Raw genomic sequence first — 12,711 nt, forward strand, 5'->3', positions numbered from 1 at the left:
CAACGGACGTAACTGGTTCGATCGAGTTGCCAAAAGACAAAGAAATGGTAATGCCAGGTGATAACGTATCTATCACAGTAAAACTGATCAACCCGATCGCGATGGAAGAAGGCTTGCGCTTCGCTATTCGTGAAGGCGGTCGTACTGTTGGTGCGGGCGTTGTTGCAAAAATTATCGAGTAATTCGTAATTTTGTAGTACACTAGTCGGCTGCCGTGTTTTTAAGCACGTCAGCCGCTTTTTTTTTAGTATTCGCTCTTTGTAAAAATCGCCACACTCACTGAGTAGTTGGCTCGTTCTTTATAGGAAATAGCATGTCCACACAAAATCAAAAGATCCGCATCCGTCTGAAAGCATTCGATTACAAATTGATCGATCAATCTGCTTTGGAAATCGTTGAAACAGCTAAGCGCACTGGCGCTGTTGTTAAGGGTCCAGTGCCTCTGCCAACACGTATCCAACGTTTCGACGTATTGCGTTCCCCACACGTGAACAAAACTTCCCGTGATCAGTTTGAAATTCGTACACACCAGCGTTTGATGGATATCGTTGATCCAACAGACAAGACAGTTGATGCTTTGATGAAGCTCGACTTGCCAGCTGGCGTTGATGTAGAAATCAAATTGCAGTAATCGATTGCCAATTAAAGTTCGCCTGTTTCTTGTGTAATTGCAAATGGGTGTATTTAAAAGGAATTGACATACCACAAATTTTTGAATTTTCAAATAATTTGCGTTGTAAATAAAAAATTTGTGGGCTATAATCGAAGGCTTAAATGTAGGTTAGCTTCCGCTAACCTTTTCGTTTAAGTTTTTTAAACATCAGCCTCACCCAATCGTAGGTGAGAATGGAGAAAATAATGAGCTTGGGCCTAGTTGGTCGCAAGGTTGGTATGATGCGCATCTTTACGGATGATGGGGATTCAATTCCTGTTACTGTTTTAGACGTGTCCAACAACCGCGTGACGCAAGTCAAAACTCCTGAAACAGACGGTTACTCCGCTGTTCAGGTAACTTTCGGTCAGCGCCGTGCATCCCGTGTAACTAAAGCGGCTGCCGGTCACCTCGCAAAAGCAGGTGTTGAAGCTGGTACTGTATTAAAAGAATTCCGTGTTGATGCTGCTAAAGCTTCTGAACTGAAAGCTGGCGATGTTGTGCCTGTTGGAATGTTTGAAGCTGGTCAAAAAGTGGACGTGCAAGGCGTAACAATTGGTAAAGGCTATGCCGGTACCATCAAACGTCATCACTTCTCTTCTGGTCGTGCTACTCACGGTAACTCCCGTTCGCATAACGTTCCAGGTTCTATCGGTATGGCGCAGGATCCAGGTCGTGTTTTCCCTGGTAAGCGCATGACTGGTCATCTGGGTGACGTAACTCGCACTGTGCAAAATCTGGAAATCGCTCGCGTAGATGCAGAGCGTCAGTTGTTGCTGGTGAAGGGTGCTGTGCCGGGTGCAAAAAATGGTCAGGTAGTTGTATCTCCTGCTGTTAAAGTTAAAGCCAAGAAGGGAGCCTAATCCATGGAACTGAAGCTCCTAAACGAACAAGGTCAAGCTGCAGCGAACGTTGCTGCTCCTGATACAATTTTCGGTCGTGATTACAACGAAGCCTTGATTCATCAAGTAGTTGTTGCATTCCAAGCGAACGCACGTAGCGGTAATCGCAAGCAAAAAGATCGTGAAGAAGTCCACCACACAACTAAGAAGCCTTGGCGTCAAAAAGGTACTGGTCGTGCACGTGCTGGTATGTCTTCCTCTCCTTTGTGGCGTGGCGGTGGTCGTATTTTCCCAAATACGCCAGATGAAAACTTCTCTCACAAAGTTAACAAAAAGATGTATCGCGCAGGTATCTGCTCGATTCTGTCTCAGTTGGCTCGTGAAGGTCGCCTGAATGTGGTTGATGATGTTGCTGTTGATGCTCCGAAAACAAAACTGTTGACGGAAAAATTGAAAGCATTGGGTTGCCTGGATTCCGTTCTGATCATCACTGATGAATTTAACGAAAATCTGATGTTGGCAGCACGTAACTTGGCAAACGTATTGGTTGTTGAGCCACGTTATGCTGATCCAGTTTCTTTGGTGTTCTACAAGAAAGTGTTGATCACTAAGCCAGCACTGGCAAAGATTGAGGAGATGCTGGCATGAGCGCATTAATCAAACATAGCGAAGAACGCCTGATGAAGGTGTTGCTGGCTCCTGTGATTTCTGAAAAGGCAACGATGGTTGCTGAGAAGAATGAACAAGTGGTTTTCCTGGTAACTCCAGATGCAACCAAGCCAGAAATCAAAGCTGCCGTCGAATTGCTGTTCAAGGTTCAAGTTGAATCTGTACAAGTAGCAAATCGTCAAGGTAAACAAAAACGTACCGGTAGATTTAATGGCCGTCGCAATCATACAAAACGCGCTTTTGTATGCTTGAAGCCAGGTCAAGAAATCAACTTCACTGAGGGGGCATAAGCATGGCACTCGTTAAGATGAAGCCAACCTCACCAGGTCGTCGTGGTATGGTGAAAGTAGTGACAGAAGGCCTGCATAAGGGTCGTCCGTTTGCTGCTTTGTTGGAAAAGAAATCCAAAACTGCTGGCCGTAATAATAACGGTCACATCACTACCCGTCATATCGGTGGTGGTCATAAGCAGCATTATCGTATTGTTGACTTCAAACGCAACACAAAAGACGGTATTCCTGCAAAAGTAGAACGTATTGAATACGATCCTAACCGTACAGCACACATTGCTTTGTTGTGCTACGCGGATGGCGAACGTGCATACATCATCGCTACTAAAGGTATGGCTGATGGTGATCAGGTAATGAGCGGCTCTCAAGCGCCAATCAAATCTGGTAACTGCTTGCCTATCCGTAACATCCCTGTCGGTACAACTATGCATTGCGTAGAAATGTTGCCAGGCAAGGGTGCTCAGATCGCACGTACAGCTGGTGCTGGCGTAGTTCTGATGGCGCGTGAAGGCACATACGCTCAGGTTCGTTTGCGCTCCGGTGAAGTGCGTCGCATTCATATCGAATGCCGCGCAACGATCGGTGAAGTTGGTAACGGCGAACACAATCTGCGTAAGATTGGTAAAGCTGGTGCGATGCGTTGGCGCGGTGTTCGTCCTACCGTTCGCGGTGTGGTAATGAATCCGGTTGATCACCCGCACGGTGGTGGTGAAGGTAAAACCGCAGCAGGTCGTCATCCAGTTTCTCCATGGGGTCAACAGACCAAGGGTAAGAAGACACGTCGCAACAAGCGTACTACTTCGATGATCGTCTCACGCCGTGGTAAGAAATAAGGGATAAAACATGACACGTTCATTGAAAAAAGGGCCGTTCTGCGACGCCCACCTGGTGAAGAAAGTCGAAACTGCGCAAGCAAATAAAGACAAAAAGCCAATCAAGACTTGGTCCCGTCGTTCGACAATTATGCCGGACTTCATCGGTTTGACCATTGCGGTACATAACGGTAAGCAACACGTACCAGTTTATGTTTCCGAAAACATGGTTGGTCACAAGCTCGGCGAATTTGCGCTGACCCGTACGTTCAAGGGTCACGCTGCCGATAAAAAGGCTAAGAAATAAGGACCGATGATGGAAACTAAAGCTAATCTTCGCGGTGTGCGTCTGTCTGAGCAAAAAGGTCGCCTTGTGGCAGATCTGATCCGTGGTAAAAAAGTAGATCAGGCATTGAATATCCTGGCATTCAGCCCGAAAAAAGGTGCTGCAATCATTAAGAAAGTGTTGGAGTCTGCAATTGCAAACGCTGAACACAATGATGGCGCAGACATCGACGAGTTGAAAGTGACGAGTATTTATGTCGAAAAAGGTGCGATTCTGAAGCGTTTCACAGCACGCGCTAAGGGTCGTGGTGATCGTATCTCTAAACAATCCTGTCACATTTATGTGACTGTCGGTAACTAAGGAGTCACGATGGGACAGAAGATACATCCAACCGGTTTTCGTCTTGCGGTAACACGTAACTGGTCTTCACGTTGGTATGCAGGCAACGGCAATTTTGCTGCCATGCTCGGTGAAGATCTGAAAGTACGTGAGTACCTGAAGAAAAAACTGAAAAACGCATCCGTAGGCCGCATCACTATTGAGCGTCCAGCGAAAAACGCCCGTATTACTATTTACAGCTCCCGTCCAGGTGTTGTAATCGGTAAAAAAGGCGAAGATATTGAAGTATTGAAAACTGAATTGTCGAAAATGATGGGCGTGCCAGTTCACGTCAACATCGAAGAAATCCGCAAGCCAGAAATCGATGCGCAATTGATCGCTGATTCGATCGCTCAACAGCTCGAAAAACGTATTATGTTCCGCCGCGCGATGAAACGTGCGATGCAAAATGCAATGCGTTTGGGTGCTCAAGGCATCAAGATCATGTCCGGTGGTCGTTTGAACGGTATTGAAATCGCTCGTAAAGAATGGTATCGCGAAGGCCGCGTGCCTCTGCATACATTGCGCGCTGATATCGACTACGGTTTTGGCGAAGCATCCACAACATACGGCATTATTGGCGTAAAAGTGTGGGTCTACAAAGGTGATCGTTTAGCAAATGGCGACGCGCCTGTCATCGAATCGACTCCAGAAGACGACAAAAAACGTCGTGGTCCACGTCGTGACGATGGTAAGCCAAATAGCCGTCCACGTGCTAAGCGTCCTGAAGGGCAAACTACAACTGGTGCAGCAGCTCCAGCAGCCAAGCGCGTACGCGCAAAAGCTGACGCTGCAGCTCCAGCTGAGAAAGCAGGAGAATAATCATGCTGCAACCAGCACGCAGAAAATATCGCAAGGAGCAAAAAGGCCGTAACAAGGGGATTTCTCATTCCCGTGGTACAGCTGTCTCCTTCGGTGAGTTTGGCTTGAAAGCGGTTGGCCGTGGTCGTATCACAGCGCGTCAGATCGAAGCTGCGCGTCGTGCGATGACACGTCATATTAAACGCGGTGGTCGTATTTGGATCCGTGTTTTCCCGGACAAGCCAATTTCCCAGAAACCTGCAGAGGTTCGTATGGGTAATGGTAAAGGTAATCCTGAGTACTACGTTGCTGAGATTCAACCAGGCAAAATGTTGTACGAGATGGATGGTGTCGATGAAGCGCTGGCACGCGAAGCGTTCCGCTTGGCTGCAGCTAAATTGCCGTTGATGACTACGTTCGTCGTCCGTCAAGTCGGCCAATAATAGGAGTTGTAAATGAAAGTATCTGAACTCCAAGGTAAAGATCAAGCGGCTTTGACCAAAGAACTGAATGATCTGTTGAAGGCACAATTCAGCCTGCGTATGCAAATCGCTACACAGCAACTGACTAACACTTCACAGTTGAAAAAAGTTCGTCGTGACATCGCACGTGTTAAAACCGTCATGAACCAGAAGGATGCCAAATAATGAACGATCAAGTTAAAGTGGCATTGAAGCGCACATTAATTGGCAAAGTTGTGTCAGACAAGATGGACAAAACCGTAACAGTGGTTGTTGAACGTCACGTCAAACATCCTTTGTATGGCAAGATCATCGTTCGTACTGCAAAGTACCATGCACACGATGAAGCGAACCAGGCAAAAGCTGGCGACACAGTTGAGATCCAAGAAGGTCGTCCAATCTCCAAGACTAAAGCTTGGACAGTGACACGTGTGGTTCAAGTTGCACAAGTCGTATAAAGTCGCACAAGTCGTATAAATTTATTGCACAAAAACTTTTTTGATGTAATAATGATGGGCTGTCATTTGCAATACATGTAAATGACAGTCTAAATGTCTTTCGCAACACCCTCTCGTTGTGAAAGTGGTTAAAAAATCGTCCACCTAATCAGTTGGCTCGTGCATTGTAGGTTATGTAGGGGTTGGCTGGCAGGACCAAGACTGACTACAAGCTTGCATTGTGCAAGTGATGTGGATTAAGTTGGGAAAGAGAACATTATGATTCAAACAGAAAGCCGGCTGGAAGTGGCTGACAATACTGGTGCACGTGAAGTTTTGTGCATTAAGGTATTGGGCGGTTCCAAGCGTCGTTATGCGGGTATCGGTGATGTAATTAAAGTCACTGTGAAGTCTGCTGCACCGCGCGGTCGTGTAAAAAAAGGTGAAATTTACAACGCCGTGGTTGTGAGAACAGCTAAGGGTGTTCGTCGTCAAGATGGCTCATTAGTCAAATTTGATGGCAATGCTGCAGTATTATTGAATGCAAAGCTTGAGCCTATCGGCACTCGTATTTTCGGCCCAGTGACACGCGAATTGCGTACTGAGCGCTTCATGAAAATCGTGTCCTTAGCTCCAGAAGTGCTGTAAGGAGTCGTGATGAATAAAATTCGTAAAAACGACGAAGTCATCGTCTTGACGGGTAAAGACAAAGGTAAACGTGGTCAGGTGCAAGCTTGCATCGACAGCGATTACGTTGTTGTAGCTGGTATTAACGTTGCTAAAAAAGCTGTTAAGCCTAACCCAATGACTGGCGCAGTAGGTGGCATCGTTGATAAAGTGATGCCGATTCATGTGTCAAATGTTGCGTTGTTTAACGCCGCATCTGGCAAAGCAGACCGTGTAGGCTTTAAGGTCGTGGATGGTAAGAAAGTCCGCGTCTACAAGTCGACTGGCGAAGTTGTGAAGGCATAACATCATGGCCCGTCTACAAGCATTATATAAAGAAAAAATCGTTGCTGCGTTGACTGAAAAGTACGCGTATAAGTCTTCGATGGAAGTTCCACGTATCTTGAAAATCACCCTGAACATGGGTTTGTCTGAAGCTATTGCTGACAAAAAGATTATCGAGCATGCTGTTGGTGACTTGACCAAAATCGCCGGCCAAAAGCCAGTCGTGACTAAAGCACGTAAAGCGATTGCAGGTTTTAAAATCCGTGAAGGCTATCCAATCGGTTGTATGGTTACCTTGCGTGGCGCTCAGATGTATGAATTCCTGGATCGTTTCATCACTGTGGCGTTGCCACGTGTACGTGACTTCCGTGGTGTTTCTGGTCGTGCGTTTGATGGTCGTGGTAACTACAATATCGGTGTCAAGGAACAGATTATTTTCCCTGAAATCGAGTACGACAAGATCGACGCATTGCGTGGTATGAATATCAGTATCACGACAACAGCAAAGACCGACGAAGAAGCGAAAGCACTCCTCGCCGCATTTAAATTTCCGTTCAGAAACTGAGGTCGCCATGGCAAAATTGGCACTGATTAATCGTGAGCAAAAGCGTGCAGATTTGGTGAAGAAATTCGCTGGTAAGCGCGCCGAATTGAAGGCCATCATTGATGACCAATCAAAAACTGAAGAAGAGCGTTATGTTGCTCGTCTGAAGTTGCAGGCTTTGCCACGTAATTCTAATCCGACCCGCCAGCGTAATCGTTGCGCTTTGACAGGTCGCCCACGTGGCACATTCCGTAAATTCGGATTGGGCCGTATTAAACTCCGTGAAGTCGCCATGCGTGGTGAAATCCCGGGTATGACTAAAGCCAGCTGGTAATAGGAGAATAAGCAATGAGTATGAGCGATCCTATCGCCGATATGCTGACCCGCATTCGTAACGCACAAGTTGTTCAAAAAACTGTTGTTGCGATGCCGTCCTCTAAAGTAAAGATTGCAATTGCAAACGTACTTAAAGACGAAGGTTACATTGAAGATTTCGCAGTTTTGGAAACTGCAGGTAAGTCCGAATTAAAAATCGGCTTGAAATATTATGCAGGGCGTCCTGTTATTGAGCGTTTGGAACGTGTTTCACGTCCAGGTCTCCGTATTTACAAAGGTAAAGACGAGATTCCAAGCGTGATGAACGGTTTGGGCGTGGCCATTGTGTCCACACCAAAAGGCGTCATGACTGACCGCAAAGCGCGCGCAACCGGTGTCGGTGGCGAAGTTATTTGCTACGTCGCCTAAGGAGTGAAAGATGTCTCGAGTAGGTAAGATGCCAATCGCTTTGCCGGCCGGTGCAGAAATTGCAATTTCAGCAGAGCAGATTACAGTAAAAGGTCCTATGGGCGTATTGACACAAAGCTTAAACGGCTTAGTGGCAATTGCGAACAACAACGGCACTTTGAGTTTTTCACCAGCCAATGATGGCCGTGAAGCTAATGCGATGACTGGCACATTACGTGCGCTGGTCAATAACATGGTGAACGGTGTTACTAAAGGCTTCGAAAGAAAACTCACTTTGGTCGGCGTTGGTTACAAGGCGCAAGCTCAAGGTGACAAATTGAATTTGTCTTTAGGTTTTTCACACCCAGTTGTACATCAAATGCCAGAAGGCGTTTCTTGTGCTACGCCAACACCTACTGAAATCCTGATCAAAGGGGTTAACAAGCAGCAAGTAGGTCAAGTGGCAGCTGAAGTCCGTGCATACCGCAGCCCAGAGCCTTATAAAGGCAAGGGTGTCCGTTATGCGGACGAAGTGGTTGTGATTAAAGAAACCAAGAAGAAGTAATAGGGGTTGACGATGGACAAGAAACAATCACGTCTGCGCCGCGCACGTCAAACCCGTGCCAAGATCGCAGAACTCAAAGTGAACCGCCTGGCCGTGCATCGCACCAACTTGCACATCTACGCAAACATTATTGGCCCAGACGCCAAAGTGTTGGCATCTGCTTCGACAGTAGAAGCAGAAGTACGTGCAGAGTTGGCTGGCAAATCCGGTGTAGGTGGCAACACTTCCGCCGCGACTTTGATCGGCAAGCGTGTAGCAGAGAAGGCAATCAAAGCAGGGGTTACCGAAGTTGCGTTTGACCGCTCCGGTTTCCGTTACCATGGCCGCATCAAGGCGCTTGCAGAAGCTGCCCGCGAAGCTGGCTTGAAGTTCTAAGGAAAATTTGTCATGGCAAAAATGCAAGCAAAAACAGCAGCCGACAAGCCGGATGATGGCATGCGCGAAAAAATGATCGCGATCAACCGTGTAACCAAAGTGGTTAAGGGTGGTCGTATCATGGGTTTCGCGGCGTTGACAGTCGTAGGTGACGGCGATGGCCGTATCGGTATGGGCAAAGGAAAATCGAAAGAAGTTCCTGTAGCCGTACAAAAAGCGATGGAAGAAGCACGTCGTAAGATGATCAAAGTGACTTTAAAGAACGGTACATTGCAGCACACCGTTACTGGTAAGCACGGCGCGTCTTCCGTCATGATTTCTCCAGCAAAAGAAGGTACTGGCGTTATTGCTGGTGGTCCAATGCGCGCGATTTTTGAAGTAATGGGTATTGTAAACGTCGTTGCTAAATCCAACGGCTCAACAAATCCTTACAACATGGTTCGTGCGACTTTGAATGGTCTGGCTAAGATGAGTACTCCATCTGAAATCGCTGCAAAGCGTGGCAAGACCGTTGAAGAAATCCTCGGTTAAGGAGAGCGCGATGACTAAGACAGTAAAAGTACAATTGGTCAAAGGTCTGATCGGCACACGCCAGGATCACCGTGCTACCGTACGTGGTCTGGGCCTGCGTCGTGTCAATTCAGTTTCTGAATTGGAAGACACACCAGCAGTACGCGGCATGATCAACAAAGTCTCGTATCTTGTGAAGGTTGTAGCGTAAGTCGCAAGGCTTATGTTCGGAGCAAATTATGGAATTGAATAACATCCAACCTGCTGATGGCGCAAAACACTACAAACGTCGTGTTGGTCGTGGTATCGGTTCAGGTTTAGGTAAGACAGCGGGTCGCGGCCACAAAGGTCAAAAATCCCGTTCAGGCGGCTTTCATAAAGTCGGTTTCGAAGGCGGTCAGATGCCTCTGCAACGTCGTTTGCCAAAACGTGGTTTTAAATCACTGGCAACACCGTTTAAAGCAGAAGTTCGTTTGACAGACCTGGAAAATCTGCCAGTCACTGAAATTGACATCTTAGCTTTGAAACAAGCTGGTGTTGTTCCTGAGCTCGCACGTGTAGTTCGTGTGATCTTGTCTGGCGCAATTTCCAAGAAAGTTACTTTGAATGGCTTGATCGTCACTAAAGGCGCTAAAGCTGCAATCGAAGCTGCTGGCGGTACAATCGCTTAATTCAGTGCAGACACCGGAGCAATAATTGGCAACATCTCCACAACAAGCTAAAAGTGCAGCAAGCGGATTTCCCTGGGGGCGACTCTGGTTTCTGCTTGGCGCATTGGTTGTCTACAGGATTGGTGCTCATGTGCCAGTTCCTGGTATAGATCCAACTGCATTGGCGGACCTGTTTAAACAAAACCAAGGTGGTATCTTGGGCATGTTTAACATGTTCTCCGGTGGTGCATTGTCACGGTTTACCGTGTTTGCACTCGGTATCATGCCGTATATTTCGGCATCGATTATTATGCAGTTGATGTCGATCGTTTCTCCACAACTGGAAGCGCTGAAGAAAGAAGGCGAATCCGGTCGTAGAAAAATTACGCAATATACTCGGTATGGCACTTTGCTGTTAGCGACGGTGCAGGCATATTTTATTGCATTTGGTCTGGAAGCTCAGCCAGGTTTGGTTCTTGATCCTGGTGTCGCTTTCCGATTGACTACCGTAGTGACTTTGGTAACTGGAACGATGTTTCTGATGTGGTTGGGCGAGCAGATTACTGAGCGAGGTTTAGGTAATGGTATATCTATCATTATTTTCGCTGGTATCGCTGCCGGTCTTCCGAATGCCTTGGGTAACTTGTTTGAACTGGTTCGTACTGGCTCGATGCATCCAGCATCAGTCTTGTTGATTTGTGTGATTGCTGCGGCAGTAACGTACCTCGTTGTATTCGTGGAGCGTGGCCAACGTAAAATCCTGGTCAACTACGCGAAACGCCAGGTCGGAAATAAAGTATATGGTGGGCAAAGCAGTCATTTGCCACTGAAGTTGAATATGGCGGGTGTCATTCCTCCAATCTTCGCTTCCTCAATTATTTTGTTTCCAGCGACGATTACTAGCTGGTTTACCAAAGGCGCAGGCGCTTCTACAAGTGGGTTTATTACCTTCTTGAAGGATCTCGCGGCGTCGATGGCACCAGGCGAGCCTATTCATGCTTTATTGTATGCAGCTGCAATTATTTTCTTTTGCTTCTTTTATACCGCTTTGGTATTCAACAGCAAGGAAACAGCTGACAATTTGAAGAAGAGTGGCGCGTTTGTTCCGGGAATTCGTCCAGGTGATCAGACAGCACGCTATATCGATAAGATCTTGATGCGTTTGACACTGGCCGGTGCGGTTTATATTACGCTGGTTTGTTTATTACCTGAATTCTTGATTGCCAAGTGGAAGGTACCATTTTATTTCGGTGGCACATCGCTGTTGATTATTGTGGTCGTTACCATGGATTTCATGGCACAAGTTCAGAACTATGTAATGTCCCAGCAGTATGAATCGCTTCTTCGTAAAGCAAATTTCAAGGGCGGGATTCCTTCTCGGTAATTGCCTGAAGGAACAGCAGATCGAATGGCAAAAGACGACGTTATACAGATGCAGGGCGAGATTCTTGAGAATCTTCCGAATGCGACATTTCGAGTTAAGTTGGAAAACGGGCATGTTGTACTAGGCCATATTTCCGGGAAGATGCGAATGAACTATATTCGTATTCTTCCAGGTGATAAGGTGACAGTGGAATTGACGCCTTATGATTTGAGCCGGGCGCGAATAGTGTTCCGTACCAAGTAAATTAAATTGTATTAAAAGGGAAGAGGGCAAAAATGAAAGTTCTCGCATCAGTTAAGCGGATTTGCCGCAACTGCAAAATCATCAAGCGCAAAGGTGTTGTTCGTGTTATTTGCACAGAACCACGCCATAAACAGCGCCAAGGTTAATTAACGTTATTGAACGAGGAATAACGAATGGCACGTATCGCAGGGGTTAATATCCCAAATCATCAGCATACCGTAATCGGCTTAACAGCTATCTATGGTATTGGCCGTCCACGCTCACAGAAAATCTGTGAAGCAACAGGTGTTTTGACCAATAAAAAGGTTAAAGATCTGGATGACAACGAACTCGAGAAACTTCGCGACGAAATCGGTAAATTTATCGTCGAAGGTGACTTGCGTCGTGAATTGTCCATGAACATCAAACGCTTGATGGACTTGGGTTGCTATCGCGGCTTGCGCCATCGTAAAGGCTTGCCTTGCCGTGGTCAACGTACACGTACTAACGCACGTACACGTAAAGGCCCACGTAAAGCAGCTCAATCTCTGAAGAAATAATCCAGGCTAGCCCGGATCCAAGGAAATTATTATGGCAAAAGCACAAAATAACGCAGCAGCAGCACGTGCTCGTAAGAAAGTTAAAAAGAACGTTGCAGAAGGTATCGCACACGTTCACGCTTCTTTCAATAACACCATCATCACGATCACTGATCGTCAAGGCAATGCTCTTTCATGGGCAACTGCTGGCGGTGCTGGTTTTAAAGGCTCACGTAAATCTACTCCTTTCGCGGCACAGGTTGCAGCGGAAGCAGCTGGTAAAGTTGCTGTTGAATGCGGTATCAAAAATCTGGAAGTTCGCATCAAAGGCCCAGGCCCAGGTCGTGAGTCTTCAGTTCGCGCATTGAACAATCTCGGTATCAAGATTTCTCTGATCCAAGACGTAACACCAGTTCCACATAACGGCTGCCGCCCTCCAAAGCGTCGTCGTATCTAAGCAGCAGAATTTGTTGCTGGCGTTCTGACGGTTTTTCCGTTAGAATGCAAGCCCGCCATTTCGTTGGCGGGTTTTGTGTTGGGAATTTTTATTTCAGGCATTTTTTACGTGGAAACAACGTAAAAGTGTCTTTAAGACCACTGTCTGATAGCAAGTAGATCAG

Annotated in this window: 26 protein-coding genes and 1 pseudogene; all 27 read left to right on the forward strand. The window is 46.8% G+C overall.

Features of this window, described 5'->3' with window-relative positions:
• A pseudogene (gene tuf / locus ACO0K1_RS01605) lies at positions 1-182 on the forward strand (elongation factor Tu); the annotation flags it as partial.
• A gap of 131 nt (positions 183-313) precedes the next feature.
• Positions 314-631 (forward strand): 30S ribosomal protein S10, encoded by a 318-nt coding sequence (gene rpsJ / locus ACO0K1_RS01610; protein WP_110255911.1) that lies wholly within the window; start codon positions 314-316, stop codon positions 629-631.
• Between the two features lie 227 nt (positions 632-858).
• A complete protein-coding gene (gene rplC, locus ACO0K1_RS01615; RefSeq protein WP_423022076.1) occupies positions 859-1,515 on the forward strand; it encodes a 50S ribosomal protein L3 in 657 nt (218 codons plus the stop codon).
• A gap of 3 nt (positions 1,516-1,518) precedes the next feature.
• Positions 1,519-2,142, forward strand: coding sequence for a 50S ribosomal protein L4 (gene rplD / locus ACO0K1_RS01620; protein WP_423022077.1), 624 nt, complete (start codon positions 1,519-1,521; stop codon positions 2,140-2,142).
• Positions 2,139-2,453, forward strand: coding sequence for a 50S ribosomal protein L23 (gene rplW, locus ACO0K1_RS01625; protein WP_423022078.1), 315 nt, complete (start codon positions 2,139-2,141; stop codon positions 2,451-2,453). Before rplD ends, rplW begins: the two co-directional genes overlap by 4 nt.
• 2 nt (positions 2,454-2,455) lie before the next feature.
• Positions 2,456-3,286, forward strand: a complete 831-nt coding sequence (gene rplB / locus ACO0K1_RS01630; protein ID WP_423022079.1) for a 50S ribosomal protein L2 — start codon at positions 2,456-2,458, stop codon at positions 3,284-3,286.
• Positions 3,287-3,296: 10 nt separating this feature from the next.
• Positions 3,297-3,572 carry a 30S ribosomal protein S19 gene (rpsS, locus tag ACO0K1_RS01635; protein ID WP_186911225.1) on the forward strand — a complete coding sequence of 92 codons (276 nt, stop codon included), beginning with the start codon at positions 3,297-3,299 and terminating at the stop codon, positions 3,570-3,572.
• A 6-nt stretch (positions 3,573-3,578) separates the two neighbouring features.
• Positions 3,579-3,911 carry a 50S ribosomal protein L22 gene (gene rplV / locus ACO0K1_RS01640; protein WP_423017107.1) on the forward strand — a complete coding sequence of 111 codons (333 nt, stop codon included), beginning with the start codon at positions 3,579-3,581 and terminating at the stop codon, positions 3,909-3,911.
• A 9-nt stretch (positions 3,912-3,920) separates the two neighbouring features.
• Positions 3,921-4,751, forward strand: coding sequence for a 30S ribosomal protein S3 (gene rpsC, locus ACO0K1_RS01645; RefSeq protein WP_423022080.1), 831 nt, complete (start codon positions 3,921-3,923; stop codon positions 4,749-4,751).
• A gap of 2 nt (positions 4,752-4,753) precedes the next feature.
• Positions 4,754-5,173 carry a 50S ribosomal protein L16 gene (rplP, locus tag ACO0K1_RS01650; RefSeq protein WP_186911223.1) on the forward strand — a complete coding sequence of 140 codons (420 nt, stop codon included), beginning with the start codon at positions 4,754-4,756 and terminating at the stop codon, positions 5,171-5,173.
• A 12-nt stretch (positions 5,174-5,185) separates the two neighbouring features.
• Complete coding sequence (gene rpmC / locus ACO0K1_RS01655) at positions 5,186-5,377, forward strand: 50S ribosomal protein L29 (RefSeq protein WP_162021780.1); 192 nt, start codon at positions 5,186-5,188, stop codon at positions 5,375-5,377.
• Positions 5,377-5,649: a 30S ribosomal protein S17 gene (gene rpsQ / locus ACO0K1_RS01660; protein ID WP_162039553.1), complete on the forward strand. Its 273-nt coding sequence runs from the start codon at positions 5,377-5,379 to the stop codon at positions 5,647-5,649. The genes rpmC and rpsQ overlap by 1 nt, the downstream gene beginning before the upstream one ends.
• Positions 5,650-5,907: 258 nt before the next feature.
• The gene (gene rplN / locus ACO0K1_RS01665) at positions 5,908-6,276 is read left to right on the forward strand and encodes a 50S ribosomal protein L14 (RefSeq protein ID WP_006464924.1); all 369 of its coding nucleotides are present in this window, start codon (positions 5,908-5,910) and stop codon (positions 6,274-6,276) included.
• A 9-nt stretch (positions 6,277-6,285) separates the two neighbouring features.
• A complete protein-coding gene (rplX, locus tag ACO0K1_RS01670; RefSeq protein ID WP_186911222.1) occupies positions 6,286-6,600 on the forward strand; it encodes a 50S ribosomal protein L24 in 315 nt (104 codons plus the stop codon).
• A 4-nt stretch (positions 6,601-6,604) separates the two neighbouring features.
• Complete coding sequence (gene rplE / locus ACO0K1_RS01675; RefSeq protein WP_186911221.1) at positions 6,605-7,144, forward strand: 50S ribosomal protein L5; 540 nt, start codon at positions 6,605-6,607, stop codon at positions 7,142-7,144.
• A gap of 7 nt (positions 7,145-7,151) precedes the next feature.
• Positions 7,152-7,457, forward strand: coding sequence for a 30S ribosomal protein S14 (gene rpsN / locus ACO0K1_RS01680; protein WP_423022081.1), 306 nt, complete (start codon positions 7,152-7,154; stop codon positions 7,455-7,457).
• A 14-nt stretch (positions 7,458-7,471) separates the two neighbouring features.
• The gene (gene rpsH, locus ACO0K1_RS01685; RefSeq protein ID WP_186911219.1) at positions 7,472-7,867 is read left to right on the forward strand and encodes a 30S ribosomal protein S8; all 396 of its coding nucleotides are present in this window, start codon (positions 7,472-7,474) and stop codon (positions 7,865-7,867) included.
• 10 nt (positions 7,868-7,877) lie between these two features.
• Positions 7,878-8,411, forward strand: coding sequence for a 50S ribosomal protein L6 (rplF, locus tag ACO0K1_RS01690; RefSeq protein WP_423022082.1), 534 nt, complete (start codon positions 7,878-7,880; stop codon positions 8,409-8,411).
• Positions 8,412-8,423: 12 nt separating this feature from the next.
• Complete coding sequence (gene rplR, locus ACO0K1_RS01695; RefSeq protein ID WP_423022083.1) at positions 8,424-8,786, forward strand: 50S ribosomal protein L18; 363 nt, start codon at positions 8,424-8,426, stop codon at positions 8,784-8,786.
• 12 nt (positions 8,787-8,798) lie between these two features.
• Positions 8,799-9,317: a 30S ribosomal protein S5 gene (gene rpsE / locus ACO0K1_RS01700; protein ID WP_110255927.1), complete on the forward strand. Its 519-nt coding sequence runs from the start codon at positions 8,799-8,801 to the stop codon at positions 9,315-9,317.
• Between the two features lie 10 nt (positions 9,318-9,327).
• Entirely contained in the window at positions 9,328-9,507 is a 180-nt protein-coding gene (rpmD, locus tag ACO0K1_RS01705) for a 50S ribosomal protein L30 (protein ID WP_186911217.1), read from the forward strand.
• A 28-nt stretch (positions 9,508-9,535) separates the two neighbouring features.
• Complete coding sequence (gene rplO / locus ACO0K1_RS01710) at positions 9,536-9,967, forward strand: 50S ribosomal protein L15 (protein WP_423022084.1); 432 nt, start codon at positions 9,536-9,538, stop codon at positions 9,965-9,967.
• A gap of 25 nt (positions 9,968-9,992) precedes the next feature.
• Complete coding sequence (gene secY / locus ACO0K1_RS01715) at positions 9,993-11,330, forward strand: preprotein translocase subunit SecY (RefSeq protein ID WP_423022085.1); 1,338 nt, start codon at positions 9,993-9,995, stop codon at positions 11,328-11,330.
• A 24-nt stretch (positions 11,331-11,354) separates the two neighbouring features.
• Complete coding sequence (gene infA, locus ACO0K1_RS01720) at positions 11,355-11,573, forward strand: translation initiation factor IF-1 (RefSeq protein ID WP_005663428.1); 219 nt, start codon at positions 11,355-11,357, stop codon at positions 11,571-11,573.
• 32 nt (positions 11,574-11,605) lie between these two features.
• Positions 11,606-11,719: a 50S ribosomal protein L36 gene (gene rpmJ, locus ACO0K1_RS01725; RefSeq protein ID WP_014004415.1), complete on the forward strand. Its 114-nt coding sequence runs from the start codon at positions 11,606-11,608 to the stop codon at positions 11,717-11,719.
• A 27-nt stretch (positions 11,720-11,746) separates the two neighbouring features.
• Positions 11,747-12,112 carry a 30S ribosomal protein S13 gene (gene rpsM / locus ACO0K1_RS01730; protein ID WP_186884641.1) on the forward strand — a complete coding sequence of 122 codons (366 nt, stop codon included), beginning with the start codon at positions 11,747-11,749 and terminating at the stop codon, positions 12,110-12,112.
• A gap of 31 nt (positions 12,113-12,143) precedes the next feature.
• Positions 12,144-12,548, forward strand: a complete 405-nt coding sequence (rpsK, locus tag ACO0K1_RS01735; protein ID WP_110255932.1) for a 30S ribosomal protein S11 — start codon at positions 12,144-12,146, stop codon at positions 12,546-12,548.
• Positions 12,549-12,711: the final 163 nt, after the last annotated feature.

Origin of the sequence: Undibacterium sp. SXout20W, from assembly GCF_049340285.1 — a bacterium.
Lineage (GTDB): Bacteria > Pseudomonadota > Gammaproteobacteria > Burkholderiales > Burkholderiaceae_D > Undibacterium.

Bases quoted from the DNA above. Each gene is read 5' to 3' on its own strand.
- rplE (WP_186911221.1), top strand. From the start codon at position 6,605: ATGGCCCGTCTACAAGCATTATATAAAGAAAAAATCGTTGCTGCGTTG.
- rplC (WP_423022076.1), top strand. From the start codon at position 859: ATGAGCTTGGGCCTAGTTGGTCGCAAGGTTGGTATGATGCGCATCTTT.
- rplR (WP_423022083.1), top strand. From the start codon at position 8,424: ATGGACAAGAAACAATCACGTCTGCGCCGCGCACGTCAAACCCGTGCC.
- rpsE (WP_110255927.1), top strand. From the start codon at position 8,799: ATGGCAAAAATGCAAGCAAAAACAGCAGCCGACAAGCCGGATGATGGC.
- rpsH (WP_186911219.1), top strand. From the start codon at position 7,472: ATGAGTATGAGCGATCCTATCGCCGATATGCTGACCCGCATTCGTAAC.
- rpmD (WP_186911217.1), top strand. From the start codon at position 9,328: ATGACTAAGACAGTAAAAGTACAATTGGTCAAAGGTCTGATCGGCACA.
- infA (WP_005663428.1), top strand. From the start codon at position 11,355: ATGGCAAAAGACGACGTTATACAGATGCAGGGCGAGATTCTTGAGAAT.
- rplF (WP_423022082.1), top strand. From the start codon at position 7,878: ATGTCTCGAGTAGGTAAGATGCCAATCGCTTTGCCGGCCGGTGCAGAA.
- rplX (WP_186911222.1), top strand. From the start codon at position 6,286: ATGAATAAAATTCGTAAAAACGACGAAGTCATCGTCTTGACGGGTAAA.
- rpsK (WP_110255932.1), top strand. From the start codon at position 12,144: ATGGCAAAAGCACAAAATAACGCAGCAGCAGCACGTGCTCGTAAGAAA.
- rplW (WP_423022078.1), top strand. From the start codon at position 2,139: ATGAGCGCATTAATCAAACATAGCGAAGAACGCCTGATGAAGGTGTTG.
- rpsM (WP_186884641.1), top strand. From the start codon at position 11,747: ATGGCACGTATCGCAGGGGTTAATATCCCAAATCATCAGCATACCGTA.
- rpsS (WP_186911225.1), top strand. From the start codon at position 3,297: ATGACACGTTCATTGAAAAAAGGGCCGTTCTGCGACGCCCACCTGGTG.
- rplD (WP_423022077.1), top strand. From the start codon at position 1,519: ATGGAACTGAAGCTCCTAAACGAACAAGGTCAAGCTGCAGCGAACGTT.
- rpmJ (WP_014004415.1), top strand. From the start codon at position 11,606: ATGAAAGTTCTCGCATCAGTTAAGCGGATTTGCCGCAACTGCAAAATC.
- rplO (WP_423022084.1), top strand. From the start codon at position 9,536: ATGGAATTGAATAACATCCAACCTGCTGATGGCGCAAAACACTACAAA.
- rplB (WP_423022079.1), top strand. From the start codon at position 2,456: ATGGCACTCGTTAAGATGAAGCCAACCTCACCAGGTCGTCGTGGTATG.
- rpsJ (WP_110255911.1), top strand. From the start codon at position 314: ATGTCCACACAAAATCAAAAGATCCGCATCCGTCTGAAAGCATTCGAT.
- rplN (WP_006464924.1), top strand. From the start codon at position 5,908: ATGATTCAAACAGAAAGCCGGCTGGAAGTGGCTGACAATACTGGTGCA.
- rplP (WP_186911223.1), top strand. From the start codon at position 4,754: ATGCTGCAACCAGCACGCAGAAAATATCGCAAGGAGCAAAAAGGCCGT.
- rpmC (WP_162021780.1), top strand. From the start codon at position 5,186: ATGAAAGTATCTGAACTCCAAGGTAAAGATCAAGCGGCTTTGACCAAA.
- rpsQ (WP_162039553.1), top strand. From the start codon at position 5,377: ATGAACGATCAAGTTAAAGTGGCATTGAAGCGCACATTAATTGGCAAA.
- rplV (WP_423017107.1), top strand. From the start codon at position 3,579: ATGATGGAAACTAAAGCTAATCTTCGCGGTGTGCGTCTGTCTGAGCAA.
- rpsC (WP_423022080.1), top strand. From the start codon at position 3,921: ATGGGACAGAAGATACATCCAACCGGTTTTCGTCTTGCGGTAACACGT.
- rpsN (WP_423022081.1), top strand. From the start codon at position 7,152: ATGGCAAAATTGGCACTGATTAATCGTGAGCAAAAGCGTGCAGATTTG.